The 14,143-nt window shown below is 71.2% G+C and carries 16 protein-coding genes; 11 read left to right on the forward strand and 5 right to left on the reverse strand.

Annotated features, from left to right (window positions below; all coding sequences use genetic code 11):
• Nucleotides 1–7 precede the first annotated feature (7 nt).
• The 5 genes from sufC (at nt 8) to OG842_RS29950 (ending at nt 4,391) form a co-directional block, all read left to right on the forward strand.
• A complete protein-coding gene (sufC, locus tag OG842_RS29930; RefSeq protein WP_266736468.1) occupies nt 8–772 on the forward strand; it encodes a Fe-S cluster assembly ATPase SufC in 765 nt (254 codons plus the stop codon).
• On the forward strand, nt 769–2,025 hold the full coding sequence (locus tag OG842_RS29935; protein ID WP_266736466.1) for a cysteine desulfurase: 1,257 nt from the start codon (nt 769–771) through the stop codon (nt 2,023–2,025). Before sufC ends, OG842_RS29935 begins: the two co-directional genes overlap by 4 nt.
• A gap of 25 nt (nt 2,026–2,050) precedes the next feature.
• Entirely contained in the window at nt 2,051–2,506 is a 456-nt protein-coding gene (gene sufU, locus OG842_RS29940) for a Fe-S cluster assembly sulfur transfer protein SufU (protein WP_072483050.1), read from the forward strand.
• Nucleotides 2,503–2,850, forward strand: a complete 348-nt coding sequence (locus tag OG842_RS29945; RefSeq protein WP_266736465.1) for a metal-sulfur cluster assembly factor — start codon at nt 2,503–2,505, stop codon at nt 2,848–2,850. The genes sufU and OG842_RS29945 overlap by 4 nt, the downstream gene beginning before the upstream one ends.
• 146 nt (nt 2,851–2,996) lie before the next feature.
• Nucleotides 2,997–4,391: a DUF3616 domain-containing protein gene (locus OG842_RS29950; protein ID WP_266736463.1), complete on the forward strand. Its 1,395-nt coding sequence runs from the start codon at nt 2,997–2,999 to the stop codon at nt 4,389–4,391.
• A 31-nt stretch (nt 4,392–4,422) separates the two neighbouring features.
• On the opposite strand, the gene OG842_RS29955 is transcribed toward OG842_RS29950, so the two are convergent.
• Nucleotides 4,423–5,451, reverse strand: coding sequence for a hypothetical protein (locus OG842_RS29955; protein WP_266736461.1), 1,029 nt, complete (start codon nt 5,449–5,451; stop codon nt 4,423–4,425).
• A gap of 187 nt (nt 5,452–5,638) precedes the next feature.
• On the opposite strand from OG842_RS29955, the gene OG842_RS29960 reads away from it, so the two are divergent.
• Together OG842_RS29960 and OG842_RS29965 are read left to right on the forward strand one after the other, a co-directional pair.
• Complete coding sequence (locus OG842_RS29960) at nt 5,639–5,959, forward strand: DMT family transporter (protein ID WP_266737352.1); 321 nt, start codon at nt 5,639–5,641, stop codon at nt 5,957–5,959.
• Entirely contained in the window at nt 5,959–6,495 is a 537-nt protein-coding gene (locus OG842_RS29965) for a TetR/AcrR family transcriptional regulator (protein ID WP_266736459.1), read from the forward strand. Before OG842_RS29960 ends, OG842_RS29965 begins: the two co-directional genes overlap by 1 nt.
• Nucleotides 6,496–6,601: 106 nt before the next feature.
• Here OG842_RS29965 and OG842_RS29970 read toward each other — a convergent pair whose 3' ends face one another.
• Nucleotides 6,602–7,489: a winged helix-turn-helix transcriptional regulator gene (locus OG842_RS29970; RefSeq protein ID WP_266736458.1), complete on the reverse strand. Its 888-nt coding sequence runs from the start codon at nt 7,487–7,489 to the stop codon at nt 6,602–6,604.
• Between the two features lie 108 nt (nt 7,490–7,597).
• Between OG842_RS29970 and OG842_RS29975 the strand changes: the two genes are divergently transcribed.
• Together OG842_RS29975 and dapD are read left to right on the forward strand one after the other, a co-directional pair.
• Entirely contained in the window at nt 7,598–8,827 is a 1,230-nt protein-coding gene (locus OG842_RS29975) for an MFS transporter (protein WP_266736457.1), read from the forward strand.
• An 88-nt stretch (nt 8,828–8,915) separates the two neighbouring features.
• Nucleotides 8,916–9,905 carry a 2,3,4,5-tetrahydropyridine-2,6-dicarboxylate N-succinyltransferase gene (gene dapD, locus OG842_RS29980; RefSeq protein ID WP_266736455.1) on the forward strand — a complete coding sequence of 330 codons (990 nt, stop codon included), beginning with the start codon at nt 8,916–8,918 and terminating at the stop codon, nt 9,903–9,905.
• A 12-nt stretch (nt 9,906–9,917) separates the two neighbouring features.
• Here dapD and dapA read toward each other — a convergent pair whose 3' ends face one another.
• Nucleotides 9,918–10,802 (reverse strand): 4-hydroxy-tetrahydrodipicolinate synthase, encoded by an 885-nt coding sequence (dapA, locus tag OG842_RS29985; protein ID WP_266736453.1) that lies wholly within the window; start codon nt 10,800–10,802, stop codon nt 9,918–9,920.
• A gap of 153 nt (nt 10,803–10,955) precedes the next feature.
• On the opposite strand from dapA, the gene OG842_RS29990 reads away from it, so the two are divergent.
• Nucleotides 10,956–11,627, forward strand: coding sequence for a DUF4232 domain-containing protein (locus OG842_RS29990; RefSeq protein ID WP_266736452.1), 672 nt, complete (start codon nt 10,956–10,958; stop codon nt 11,625–11,627).
• Between the two features lie 18 nt (nt 11,628–11,645).
• Here OG842_RS29990 and OG842_RS29995 read toward each other — a convergent pair whose 3' ends face one another.
• Together OG842_RS29995 and OG842_RS30000 are read right to left on the reverse strand one after the other, a co-directional pair.
• A complete protein-coding gene (locus OG842_RS29995; protein ID WP_266736451.1) occupies nt 11,646–12,089 on the reverse strand; it encodes a GNAT family N-acetyltransferase in 444 nt (147 codons plus the stop codon).
• Nucleotides 12,090–12,156: 67 nt separating this feature from the next.
• Complete coding sequence (locus tag OG842_RS30000; protein WP_266736450.1) at nt 12,157–13,290, reverse strand: lipid II:glycine glycyltransferase FemX; 1,134 nt, start codon at nt 13,288–13,290, stop codon at nt 12,157–12,159.
• Nucleotides 13,291–13,427: 137 nt separating this feature from the next.
• On the opposite strand from OG842_RS30000, the gene OG842_RS30005 reads away from it, so the two are divergent.
• Complete coding sequence (locus OG842_RS30005) at nt 13,428–14,141, forward strand: antibiotic biosynthesis monooxygenase (RefSeq protein WP_266736448.1); 714 nt, start codon at nt 13,428–13,430, stop codon at nt 14,139–14,141.
• Nucleotides 14,142–14,143: the final 2 nt, after the last annotated feature.

Genomic DNA, 14,143 nt, shown 5'->3' on the forward strand with positions numbered 1-14,143 from the left:
GTCACCCATGGCAACGCTTGAAATCCGCGACCTGCACGTCTCCGTCGAGGCCGACAACGCCACGAAGGAGATCCTCAAGGGCGTCGACCTGACCGTGAAGCAGGGCGAGACCCACGCCATCATGGGCCCCAACGGGTCCGGCAAGTCCACCCTCGCGTACTCCCTCGCGGGTCACCCCAAGTACACGATCACCAGCGGTTCGGTGACCCTGGACGGCGAGGACGTCCTGGAGATGACCGTCGACGAGCGGGCCCGCGCCGGCCTGTTCCTCGCGATGCAGTACCCGGTCGAGATCCCCGGTGTCTCGGTCTCCAACTTCCTCCGCACCTCCGCCACCGCCGTCCGCGGCGAGGCGCCCAAGCTGCGCACCTGGGTGAAGGAGGTCAAGGAGACGATGGGCCGGCTCCAGATGGACCCGGCGTTCGCCGAGCGCAACGTCAACGAGGGCTTCTCCGGCGGTGAGAAGAAGCGCCACGAGATCCTTCAGCTGGAGCTCCTCAAGCCGAAGGTCGCGATCCTCGACGAGACCGACTCCGGTCTGGACGTCGACGCCCTGCGCATCGTCTCCGAGGGCGTCAACCGGGTCCGCGAGACCGGCGAGGTCGGCACCCTGCTGATCACGCACTACACGCGGATCCTCCGCTACATCAAGCCCGACTTCGTGCACGTCTTCGCCAACGGCCGCATTGCCGAGTCCGGCGGCGCCGAGCTCGCCGACAAGCTGGAGAACGAGGGCTACGAGGCATATGTGAAGGGTGGCGCTTCCGCGTGACACAGCTGCCGGGCCTCCTCGACACCGAGGCGATCCGCAAGGACTTCCCCCTGCTGGATCGTACGGTCCATGACGGGAAGAAGATCGTTTACCTGGACAGCGCTGCGACCTCGCAGAAGCCGCGCCAGGTGCTCGACGCCCTCAACGAGTACTACGAGCGGCACAACGCCAATGTGCACCGCGGTGTGTACACGATCGCGGAGGAGGCCACGGCGCTGTACGAAGGCGCCCGTGACAAGGTCGCCGCGTTCATCAACGCACCCAGCCGCAACGAGGTGATCTTCACCAAGAACGCCTCCGAGTCGCTCAACCTCGTGGCCAACATGCTCGGCTGGGCCGACGAGCCCTACCGGGTGGACCACGACACCGAGATCGTCACCACGGAGATGGAGCACCACTCCAACATCGTGCCGTGGCAGCTGCTCTCGCAGCGCACGGGCGCGAAGCTGAAGTGGTTCGGCATCACCGACGACGGCCGCCTCGACCTGTCCAACATCGAGGAGATCATCACGGAGAAGACGAAGATCGTCTCCTTCACCCTGGTCTCCAACATCATGGGCACCATCAACCCGGTCGAGAAGATCATCCGCCGGGCCCAGCAGGTCGGCGCGCTGGTCTGCATCGACGCCTCGCAGGCCGCCCCGCACATGGTGCTGGACGTGCAGGCGCTGCAGGCCGACTTCGTGGCCTTCACCGGTCACAAGATGGTCGGCCCGACCGGCATCGGTGTGCTCTGGGGACGGCAGGAGCTCCTGGAGGACCTGCCGCCGTTCCTCGGCGGCGGCGAGATGATCGAGACCGTGTCGATGCACTCGTCGACGTACGCCCCCGCGCCGCACAAGTTCGAGGCCGGTACGCCCCCGATCGCCCAGGCCGTCGGCCTCGGCGCGGCCGTGGACTACCTCTCGGCCATCGGCATGGAGAACATCTACCGCCACGAGCACGCGATCACCGAGTACGCGGTGAAGCGGCTCCTGGAGGTCCCGGACCTGCGGATCATCGGCCCGGCGACGGCCGAGGACCGCGGCGCCACGATCTCCTTCACGCTCGGCGACATCCACCCGCACGACGTGGGTCAGGTGCTCGACGAGCAGGGCATCGCGGTCCGGGTCGGACACCACTGCGCACGGCCGGTCTGCCTGCGGTACGGAATTCCTGCGACCACGCGAGCGTCGTTCTATCTGTACTCCACGCCCGCCGAGGTCGACGCCCTGGTGGACGGTCTGGAGCACGTACGGAACTTTTTCGGATAATGGGCGAGCGGCTGAGGGTTGACTGGTGAAGCTTGATTCCATGTACCAGGAAGTGATCCTGGACCACTACAAGCACCCCCACGGGCGCGGCCTGCGGGACGGCGACGCCGAGGTGCACCACGTCAACCCGACGTGTGGCGACGAGATCACTCTCCGGGTGAAGTACGACGGCGAGACCATCGCCGATGTGTCGTACGAGGGTCAGGGCTGCTCCATCAGCCAGGCCAGCGCCTCCGTGCTGAACGACCTGCTGGTCGGCAAGGAGCTGGGCCAGGCGCAGAAGATCCAGGAGACCTTCCTGGAGCTGATGCAGTCGAAGGGCCAGCTGGAGCCGGACGACGCGATGGAGGAGGTGCTGGAGGACGCGGTCGCGTTCGCCGGCGTCTCGAAGTACCCGGCCCGCGTGAAGTGCGCGCTGCTGAGCTGGATGGCATGGAAGGACGCGACGGCCAAAGCGCTGTCCGAAGGGAAGACGGCATGAGCGATCACGGTACGCCGGAAGTACTGACCACCAAGCCGGCCTCCGAGGAGGAGGTCCGTGAGGCGCTGTACGACGTCGTCGACCCCGAGCTGGGCATCGACGTCGTCAACCTGGGCCTGATCTACGGCATCCACATCGACGACGCCAACATCGCCACCCTCGACATGACGCTGACGTCCGCGGCCTGCCCGCTGACCGATGTCATCGAGGACCAGGCGAAGTCCGCGACCGAGGGCATCGTCAACGAACTGCGGATCAACTGGGTCTGGATGCCGCCGTGGGGCCCGGACAAGATCACGGACGACGGGCGCGAGCAGCTGCGGGCCCTGGGCTTCAACGTCTGAGCCCATTGCCGACGACGAACGGCCCCCGGCTTCGTGCCGGGGGCCGTTTTTCGTCGTTGTTTCACCTGCCGTACTCACGAGGTGTGTCCCTCGTTGGCCCGGGTAGCGGAACCTACCCGCGACACCACGCCGACGAGAGGCATGCCGTGCTGCATCAGCTTTCGCTCCCCGACCGCAGGATGGCCGCCGCCGCGGGCGGAGTGCTCCTGCTGGCCGCGCTGGGGATCAACGCCCCCGCGCACGCCGCGAGTTACGGAACGCCGACGATCGCCTTCTCGGCCTCCTACCTCTCCGGTGCCGTCGGTGCGAGCGGCGACCCCGTGGTCACCGTCACCGTCGCGCAGAGCGGGGCCGACGCGAGCGCGCTCGGCGTGGCGGCTTCCGCCAGCTCCAAGGCGTCCGTCGCCGGGACCGGGGACGTGACCGTGACCGGTACGGGCGCCACCCGGCGGCTCTCCGTCGCCGCGCACGAGCGCGGCTACACCGACCTCACGATCAAGGTCACCGGACTCGGCGGAAAGACCGCCACCAGGACGCTGCACTACGCCGCCTCCGCCGCCGTGCGGAACGCCGCCGACACCCGCTACCTCACCGGCTCCTCGGACGCCTCGGCAGCCGTCGACGTCGGTGGCGGATACATGGTCGTGGCCGACGACGAGTCCAACACGCTGCGCCTGTACGACCGTTCCTCGTCCGGCGCGCCCGTGAAGAGCTGGGACGTCGGCCCGGAGCTCGGGGCGGACAAGGAGGTCGACATCGAGGGCGCGGCCCGGGTCGGCGACACCATCTACTGGACCGGATCGCTCGGCAACAACAAGGACGGCGAGTACAAGTCCGACCGCAACACCGTCTTCACCACGACGGTGACCGGCTCGGGCGCGGCCACCGCGCTGACGGTGGGTGGTAGGTACGGGAAGCTCCGGGACGATCTCGTCGCGTGGGACAAGGCCAACGGCAACCGGCTCGGCTTCGCCGCGGGCACGGCGGACGGCGAAGTGCCCAAGCAGATCGACGGGTTCAACATCGAGGGTCTGGAGTTCGCGCCCGGCTCGACGACCACCGCGTACCTCGGCTTCCGGGCACCACTGGTCCCGCCGAAGGCGGGCGGCAAGGCTCTGATCGTGCCCGTCACCAACTTCGACGAGGTGGCCGGCAGCGGGGCGAAGGCCGTCATGGGCGCGCCGATCGAGCTGGACCTCGGCGGGCTCAGCATCCGGGACATCCGCAAGAACGCCGCCGACCAGTACCTGATCGTGGCCGGTTCCTGGGCGGCCGACGGCAACTCCGACCCGTACGCCCTCTACGCCTGGGACGGGATCGCCTCGCACGCCCCGGTCAAGCGGGCCGATCTGCCGACCGCCGACGCGGGCGGCTGGGAGGCCGTCGTGGACGTTCCCGACCTCACCGTTCCGGGCGCCCGGACGCAGCTGATCACCGATGCCGGTTCGGCCGACCTGTACGGGGACGGCACGGAGGCGAAGGATCTCGACCACGCCGAGTGGAAGAAGTCCCGCGCCGTCCGGTTCACCGTCGGCGGCTGACGGACCGGACGGGCGGGCCCCGGGCGTGGTCCTACGGTCCGTACGGCGGCGGCGGTGCGGCGGCCGCCGCCTCGGCCAGGGCCGGGCCCAGGTTCTCGGTGCGCATGCGCCGGTCGACGTAGAGCAGCCCGGTCACCAGCTGCGGGAACGTCGCCGCGATGAACTGGCTGATCAGCTGCCCGAGCGCCATGATCACCAGGTAGCCGCTCATGGCGAAGGCGATCGCGGCCGGGTTCGGGTCCTCGTCCAGGGTCGTGCCGCCGATCATGCCGGAGAACATGCCGAGGAACGAGAACGGGATCTGGATGACGTAGCTCGCGACATAGGCCATGCCGAGGGCCAGCAGGGTGATCCCGAGGACCCGCCACCAGTCGCCACGCACCAGCTGCGCGGAGCGGCGCAGGGCGGCCACCGGGGACTGGCCCTCGAACACCACGGCCGAGGGTGCCAGGCAGAACTTCACCCAGAGCCAGATCGCGAGCGGGGCGGTGGCCAGGGCGCCCAGGAAGCCGAGAGCGGTCCACACCGCCAGGTTGCCCCCGTACTCCAGGGTGATGGAGCCGATGATCAGCGCGAAGAAGCCGACCACCATGAGCACCGTCGGGACCATCGCGACCAGGAAGGTCAGGACCACCGTCCCGAACACCGCCGGCACACGGGCCCAGGCCCGGCGCCAGATGAAGGAGAAGGTGGTGGGCCTGCCCAGCACCGCCTCCTGCAGGATCGCGGGCACGGTCGCGTACATCATGGCCGTGGCGACCGCGAAGGCGATCACGGCGACCAGCCAGACGACACCGAGGGCGACCACGATCGGCACCACCTCGGAGGACCTCGGGTCCTCCTCGGCGCTGAGCGAGATGACCGTGTGCAGCTGGTCGCTGACCGCGGAGTACGCGATCAGGGCCGTGGCGGCCATGAGCACCACCGCCCCGCCGTACACGGCCGCGCCGATGCCGAACAACTGCTTCCAGTAGCGGCCCATCGTGCTGAGGGCGCCGCCGAGTATGTCCCCGAGTTTCAGGGGCGCCAGCGGTATCACCCCGGGCTTCGGCGGTGGCATCCAGCCGCCCCATCCCGGTGGTCCCGGGGGCCCTCCGTACGGTGCTCCGCCGCCCCACCCTGCGTCCTGCGCCACTGCTGCTCCGTCATGTGTCGTTGTCCGGTGTGCTGGTCGGGACACCGTAGCGTCCCGGTCGGCCGAAAGTGCTCGTACCGTTGTACGGGCGGCGATGCGTACACTCGTACACATGGGATACGGACTGCTGGCCGCGGCGATCGCGGCGGAGGTGGCCGGCACGACGGCCATGAAGTACAGCGAGGGCTTCACCCGGCTCTGGCCCTCGCTGATCACCGTCACGGGATACCTCGTGGCCTTCGGGCTGCTCGCCCAGACGCTGAAGACGCTGTCGGTGGGCACCGCATACGCGATCTGGGCGGGGATCGGCACCGCGGCCGTCGCCGCCATCGGCATCCTCTTCATGGGCGAGTCCGGCAGTCCGGTCAAACTGGCGGGCATAGCGCTGGTCATCGCCGGAGTGGTGGTGCTGAACCTGGGCGGGGCCCACTGATGGTGCGCCGTTACGACCCCGAGCGGCGCGACCGCATCATCGATGCCGCGATCAGGGTGGTCGGCGCCAAGGGCATCGCTGGGCTGAGCCACCGCTCCGTCGCCGCCGAGGCGGATGTGCCGCTCGGCTCGACGACGTATCACTTCGCCTCGCTGGACGAGCTGTTGATCGCCGCGCTGCGCCGGTCGAACGAGAACTTCGCCGAGGTCATGCGGGAGAGCGAGGCGCTGGCCGATCCGGCGGCCGATCTCGCCGAGGAGCTGGCCCGGCTGCTGGGGGAGTACTTCTCCGGCGGGCGCGGGAGGGCCGAGCTGGAGTACGAGCTGTATCTAGCCGCGCTCCGCAGGCCCGCGCTGCGGCCCGTCGCCGCCGAGTGGACCGACGGCACCGCCGAGCTGCTGTCCGGGCGCACCGATCCGGTCACCGCGCGGGCGCTGATCGCGCTGATGGACGGGATCTGCCTGCAGGTGCTGCTCACCGGCGGCGAGTACGACGAAGCGTACGCGCGGGAGATGCTGCGGCGGATCGCCGGTTGACGGATCCGACCGCCGATCGCCGGGTAACGGCTCCGTCCCCGCGCGCCGGGTGATCGCTCCGCCCGCGACCGACGGAACGGGTGACCGCTCCGTCCCCGCGTGCCCCTCACGCGCCGGACGGGCCCCCGTTCCGTACCGCCGCCAGGGCCGCCCGGACGCTCGCCTCGATGTCGGTGATCGGATACAGCGCCTCGCGGACCGTCCGGTCGCGGTCCACCACCAGCGTCAGCCGCTTCAGCCGGCTGATGCCGCCCGCGCGGAAGGTGGGCAGGCGCAGTGCCGCCGTCAGCTCCAGCTCCGCGTCGGACAGCAGCGGGAACCGCAGCCGCTCCGCGTCCGCGAAGGCCCGTTGCTCGTCCGGGCGCTGGGTGGAGACCCCCTGCACGGTCGCGCCCGCCGCGGTGAACCCGGCCAACTGGTCGCGGTACGTGCACGATTCGAGTGTGCAGCCGCTCGCGCCCGGGATCTCGGCCCAGCCCGGCGGATAGGCGTCCCGGCGGGCGTAGGCGCCGGGGAAGAAGTACAGGACGGTGTACGGGGTGCCGGCGACCGGGTCGCGCGGCGCGCCGTCGAGGTCCGGCAGCCGCAGCTCGGGCAGGCGGGTGCCCACCAGGGCGTGCACCCGGGCCGCCTCCTTCGAGGCCTCCGCGGTCGTCGCCATCATTTCCCCTTCTCCCAGTACCCAGGTGTCGCCCCAGTCCTGGAGCGCGATCAGTACGGGCAGCAGCGCGCGTCCACGCGGGGTGAGGCGGTACTCGTACCGGGGTGGCCGGTCCTGGTACGGCTGTCGGGAGAGCACGCCCGCGTCGACCAGCAGCCGCAGCCGCTCGGTCAGCACCTTGCGGGACACGCCCAGCTCCTGCTGGAGCGCGTCGAAGCGGTGCACCCCGCGCGCCGTGTCCCGCACGATCAGCAGGGTCCACCAGTCGCCCACGACATCGAGCGCCTGGGCGATCGCGCAGTCGGCGTCGGCCAGGCTGGTGCGCTGGGGCATCGGCTCCTCCGTCCGTCTCCCGTATTCGCCGCTTACCGGATTGACCTGCAGGAAACCACGATGCCATAGTCCGTTCCCAAAGGAAACTCACTGGGGAGGGTGCTGGGGATGAGCTTTTTCGGGGTCGTGCGGGACGTGCCGCGCACCGTGCGGCTGCTGGCCTTCGGTTCCTTTCTCAACGGGGTCGTCAGCTTCACCTTCATCTACCTCTTCGTCTATCTGACCGGCCCGCGCGGGCTGAGCGTCCCGCAGGCCGGAGTCGTCGCGGGCATCGGCGGTATCGGCCTGGTCGCGGGGAACTTCACCGGCGGCTGGTTCGGCGACCACTACGGCCACCGCCGGATGCTGCTGACCGGCGCCCTGGTCAGCGGGGCGGCGCTGGCCGCCCTGCCGGTCCTCCCGGTCGCGGCGATGTACGGGGTGCTGCCGCTCGCGCAGTACGCGGCGGGCGTCGTGCGCGCCGCCAACTCCGCGCTCGTCGCGGTCTCCGTCCCCGAGGGCGGCAGGCGCCAGAGCTTCGCCCTGGTTCGGGCCGCGGGCAACGCCGCGTTCGCCGTCGGCCCGCCGCTCGGCGCGCTGATCGCCGCCCACTTCTCGTACGGCTGGCTGTTCGTCGCCGACGGACTCGGGACCCTGCTCTTCGCCGGGTACGCGGCGGCGGTGCTCCCCGCACACGGCACCGCGCACGCCCGGCCGGACCGTGACCCCGGCGCGCCGGGCCTCTGGCGGGAGCTGCGGGCCAGGCCCGCCGTGCTGGTCCTGCTCGCCGCGATCCTCTGCGTCGACCTCGTCTACCGGCAGCAGTACTCGACCCTGCCCGTCTTCCTCGCCGAACACGGCCACGGCGACCAGTTCTACGGCTGGCTGCTGGCCGTCAACGGCGGGCTCATCCTCCTGCTGGAACTCCCCGCCGCCCACGTGCTGCGCCGCCGGGCGCCGCTGTCCATCGTGGGCACCGGGCTGCTGCTGGTGGGGCTGGGCTACACGGTGCTGATCCCCGGCGCCGGAGCGCTGTTCGCCGTCACCATGATGGCGTCGCTGACCGCCGGCGAGATCCTCTACAAGACCACCGCGACGGCGTACGTCGCCGACCAGGCCCCGGACCACGCGCAGGGCCGCTTCCAGAGCCTGTACGCGGGTGCCTCCATCAGCGGCCAGGTACTGGCGCCGCCGCTCGGCGGTGCGCTCTACGCCCACGCGCCCGGACTGCTCTGGCCCGCCTGCGCGGTGCTGGCCTGCGGCGCGGGGGCGGCGGTGCTGGCGGCGCGGCGGCTGCGGGGACCGGTGCGCGAGGCGGCCGTCGTACCGGTGCCCGAACGGCAGACACAGCCCGGCTGACCTGGCAGGTCCGGGCTCCCGGGCCGGACCTGCCCATCCGGCGAGACCGGTTGGCCCCGGTGGTGCCTCGCCGGTTAGGTTTCGTGTCATGACCGACACGACTCCTGCTCGCACCACCGGCGCCGTCGCCGCCGGCCTCGCCACCATCGCCGGCGACGGTTCCGTTCTCGACACCTGGTTCCCCGCCCCCGAGCTCACCGCCGAGCCGGGCCCGGCCGGAACCGAACGGCTCACCCCCGACCAGGCCGTCAACCTCCTCGGTGAGGGCGCCGGCAAGGCCATCGGCGTGGACGCCCGCCGCGGTGTCGAGGTCGTCGCCGTACGTACGGTCATCGCCTCGCTCGACGACAAGCCGCTGGACGCCCACGACGCGTACCTGCGCCTGCACCTCCTCTCGCACCGCCTCGTCCAGCCGCACGGCCAGAACCTGGACGGGCTTTTCGGCCTCCTCACCAACGTCGCCTGGACCTCGCTCGGCCCGGTCGCCGTCGACGACGTGGAGAGGGTGCGGCTGAACGCCCGCGCCGAGGGCCTGCACCTCCAGGTCACCTCGGTCGACAAGTTCCCCCGGATGACGGACTACGTCGCTCCGAAGGGCGTCCGGATCGCCGACGCCGACCGGGTCAGGCTCGGCGCGCACCTCGCCGCCGGCACGACCGTCATGCACGAGGGCTTCGTCAACTTCAACGCCGGCACCCTCGGGACGTCGATGGTCGAGGGCCGCATCTCCGCCGGTGTCGTCGTCGGCAACGGCTCCGACATCGGAGGGGGCGCCTCCACCATGGGCACCCTCTCCGGCGGTGGCAAGGAGCGCATCGTCATCGGCGAGCGCTGCCTGATCGGCGCCGAGGCCGGTGTCGGGATCGCGCTCGGCGACGAGTGCGTCGTCGAGGCCGGGCTCTACGTCACGGCCGGTACCCGCATCACGCTGCCGGACGGCCAGATCGTCAAGGCCCGTGAGCTCTCCGGCGCCTCGAACATCCTCTTCCGCCGCAACTCGGTCACCGGCGCCGTCGAGGCCCGCCCGAACAACGCGGTCTGGGACGGCCTCAACGACGTCCTGCACAGCCACAACTGAGGCCGCCCGGCCTCAATCGGTGGCGCGCAGCAGTTCCTCGTAAGCCCTCCGCAGCCCGTCGGTCGCTCCGCGTCCGGCGGGCTGCAGCGGTTCGCGGACCGGTCCGGCGCCGAGCAGCGCCTTGGCGGTGACCGTGCCGGGCAGCCCGGAGGCCATCATCGCCTCGGCGAGCGGGAGGACCAGGAGGTTGAGCCGGGCGGCCCGCGCGGTGTCCCCGGCGTCGAACGCGTCCAGGACCGCCCGCAGCGCACGGGGCGCCACATTGGCGACGGTGCTGACATAGCCCGCCGCGCCCACCGCGTACAGCGGCAGATTCAGCTCCTCGCAGCCCGAGTAGTACGCCAGCGAGGTCGCGCCGATCACCTTCGTGGAGCCCAGCAGGTCGTACGCGCAGTCCTTCACGGCCACGATGCGCGGGTGCTCCGCGAGCCGCAGCAGGGTCTCCGGCTCGATGCGGGTGCCGGTGCGGCCGGGGATGTCGTACAGCATCAGCGGGAGGCCGCTCGCGTCGGCGACACTCCGGAAATGCGCCTCGACGGCGGGCTGCGGCGGCCGGCTGTAGTACGGCGTCACCACCAACAGGCCGTCCGCGCCCGCCTGTTCGGCCTGCCGGGCGAGGGCGATGGTGTGCCGGGTGTCCGCGCTGCCGACCCCGGCGACGATCGGCACACCGTCGCCGACCGCCGCCCGGACCGCCCGCAGCAGCGCGGTCTTCTCGGCGTCGGTGGTGGTCGGGGACTCGCCGGTGGTGCCGCTGAGCACCAGTCCGTCGCAGCCGTCGGCGACCAGGGCGGCGGCATGCTTCCCGGCCGCGTCCGGATCCAGCTCGCCGGAGTCGGTGAACGGCGTGATCATGGCGCAGAGCGCGCGTCTGAAGGGGGCCACTGGTGAGGTCATCCCCGAAGTGTCGGCCGACCGGACCGTGAAGGTCCACTTAGATCTGCTTGGGGTGAGCGGCAAGCAGGGCTGAACAGTCGCGGGTCCGTGCCCACGGGTCTGGCATGATCGAACGACTGTACGGCAGGCCGGGATCGGGGTGGGTGCGTGAGCATGCGAGGACTGACGTGGGCGGGGACCGGGAGACGGGGGCCGCTGGCGGCCGGGCTGCTGGCCGGGGTGCTGGGGCTGACGCTCTCCGGATGCGCCGGGTTCCTCGTGCCGGCGGGCGAGGGCGAGCCGGAGCCGACGCCCAGCGATCCGTACCGGGTGCACGCCGACAAGCTGCCGACGCCGTTCCCCAGCGTCTCCGTCGGGGTCTCCGACCGGCCGGGCGCGCAGGGGCCCGCCCCCACGCCCACCGTCCCGGCCGGCTGCCCGTCCTCCGGCGTCGTCGTCGACATGGGCGAGGTGGAGGCGGCGCTCGGCCACCGGGCCGTCGGACTCACCCTCACCAACTGCGGCAGCAAGCCGTACCGGGTCCACGGCTACCCGTCCGTCCGGGCCCTGGACGAGGCCGGTGACCCGCTGCCCGTCCCGGTGAACCCCGGCTCCTCCTACATGGGCACCGACCGGGGGCCGAAGGAGGTCATGCTGAAGCCGGGTCGGACCGTGCGCTCGCTCCTGGCCTGGGTCTCCACCCCGACCGGCGGCGACCTCATCGAGGGCGACGCCCTGGAGATCGCACCGGCCCCCGGACTGGAGGCGCGCACCTTCCCGCTCAAGGGCAGCGACGTCCGGCTGCTCGACGAGCTCAACATGACCGCCTGGCGGACCACCCCGTAGCGGAGCGGCGGCGCGGGCTCAGAGGGCGAGCTTGAAGCCCTCGTGGCTGCGGGCGAAGCCCAGCGACTCGTAGAACCGGTGCGCGTCCGCACGCCGCTTGCCGCTGGTCAGCTGCATCAGCCCGCACCCGCGCAGCCGGGCCCGTTCCACCGCCTGCTTCATCAGCTCCCGGCCCAGCCCGCCGCCCCGCCGGTCGGCCCTGACCCGTACCGCCTCGATCAGCACTCGCTCCGCGCCGCCCCTGCCCAGCCCCGGTATGTACGTCGCCTGCGCACAGCCCAGCACGGTGTCGCCGTCCACCAGCACCAGCATCTCGTTGCGCGGGTCGCTCTCGATGGCGGCGAAGGCGCTCTCGTACGCGTCGTCGACCACGACCGAGGCCGGATCGACGACCCGTTCCTCGTCGGCGAGCAGGGCGAGGACGGCGGGCAGGTCGGCGCGGGTGGCGGTGCGAAGGATCATGTTCCGGAGTCTGGCACGGGCGCCGGAGCACCCGGCGCCCGGTGCACCGGGCGCCGGCCCGGCACGGTCAGCGGCGCGCCATGTAGAGGCTGAACGCCTTGTGGAGCACCTTGTTGAGCGGGTAGTCCCACTCGCCGATGTACTCGGCGGCCCGGCCGCCGGTACCGACCTTGAAGCGCAGCAGGCCCAGCAGATGGTTGCTCTCGTCCAGGGTGTCGGTGATGCCGCGCAGGTCGTAGACGGCCGCGCCCCGCTCGTGCGCGTCGCTCATCATCCGCCACTGGATGGCGTTGCTGGGCTGGACCTCGCGCTTGCGGCCGGTCGAGGCACCGTAGGAGTACCAGACGTGGTTCCCGACGGTCAGCATCGTCGCGGCGGAGAGCGTCTCGCCCTCGTACTGGGCGAGGTAGAGCCGCATCCGGTCCGGGTCCTCGGCCCGCAGCGCGGTCCACATCCGCTGGAAGTAGCCGAGCGGACGGGGGATGAAGCGGTCGCGCCCGGCCGTCTCGCGGTACAACTCGTAGAAGGCCGGGAGGTCCTCGTAGTCGCCCTCGACGACCTTGACGCCCGCCTTCTCCGCCTTCTTGATGTTGCGCCGCCACTGCTGGTTCAGATTGCCCCGGATCTCCTCCAGCGACAGCCCGGCGAACGGGACCTGGAAGACGTACCGGGGCTGCCCCGCGCTGAAACCGTCCTCGCTCTCCTCCTCGCCGCGCCGCCAGCCCAGCCCGCTCAGCTGCTTCACGACCTCGTCGGCCCGCGGCTCCCGCGCGTCCGGCTCCACGTCGCGCAGGCGGCCGGCGGCCGGGTCGGCGATGGCGTCCTTCACCGTCCGGGCGTCCCAGCGCCGGGCGACCACCGGCGGGCCCATCCGCACCGAGAACGCGCCCTGCGCCTTCAGATGCGCCAGCATCGGATCCAGCCACTCACGCAGACCGCCGTCGTGCCAGTCGATGACCGGACCCTCCGGCAGATAGGCCAGATAGCGTTTCACCCGGGGGATCGGCCGGTACAGGACGAGCCCGGCCCCGACGATCCGCTCCCGGCCCGCGCCGTCCCGGTCGAACCAGCCGATGCTCTCCGCACGCCAGTCGGGCTTCACGTCGCCCCACGACGGAACCTGCATATGGCTCACGGCCGGCCGGCTCGCGACGAACGCCAGATGCTCCTCGCGGCCGATCGTCCTGAGATGCGGTGCCATGCGGTACTCCGTTCGTTGTGCTGTCGGTGGGTCCGACGGTATCGACGGGGCGTGCTGTTGACCTCAAGCGAACTTGACGTATCAGGGTGGTCCGCAACGGCGCGCCACCCCGGTGCGCCCGCCAGGGAGGTCCCGTCATGAGCGTGCGATTCGAATCCGGTCCCGATCTTGCCCGTAACGATGCCGGACTCGTCAAGGCGAGCACCTGGGACGCAGGCACCCCGGAGCGCATGCGGCGGACGGTCGAGGCCATTCGCGAGGCGTGGGAGAGCCGGGACTGGCCGCATCCGGGACTTCTTTCGTACACCGTCCACGCCGGTGAGGACGGCAGGACCCTGTTCCACTACAGCCAGTGGAGTGGTGAACAGGCGTACCAGGACTTCTTCCGGCACGGCAGGGACGAGCGCAACGCTGACATCGACGCCGCCGTGCCGGGCATCCGGCGGCTCGGGCTGCACACCCTGGAGCTCTACCGTTCCACGCCGCCCCGGGAGGGCGACGGACGGGAGCCGGGCTGTGTCGTGATCGTCGACGTGGAGTTCGACGGCGCGGACAAGGCGCGGCAACGGGACTGGGTGGACACCGTGTTCGAGGCGCTGGGCACCGACCCGGCGCCCGCCCCGGGAGGCATCTCCGGCCACTTCCACGTGAGCACCGACGGGACGCGGGTGCTCAACTACGCCGAATGGGAGAGCGCGGCCGCCCACATCGACGCGCTGGCCGCGCCCGGTGCCGGGATCGGGTCGGGCACGCCGCAGTGGGAACGGGTGCGGTCCTACCCGGGGGTGACCGGCGGCGGGGTGCACCGGTACACGCCCGCGCTCAGCATCCGGCCGAGCGCGGGCGCGTAGGG

Origin of the sequence: Streptomyces sp. NBC_00376 (assembly GCF_036077095.1) — a bacterium.
Lineage (GTDB): Bacteria > Actinomycetota > Actinomycetes > Streptomycetales > Streptomycetaceae > Streptomyces.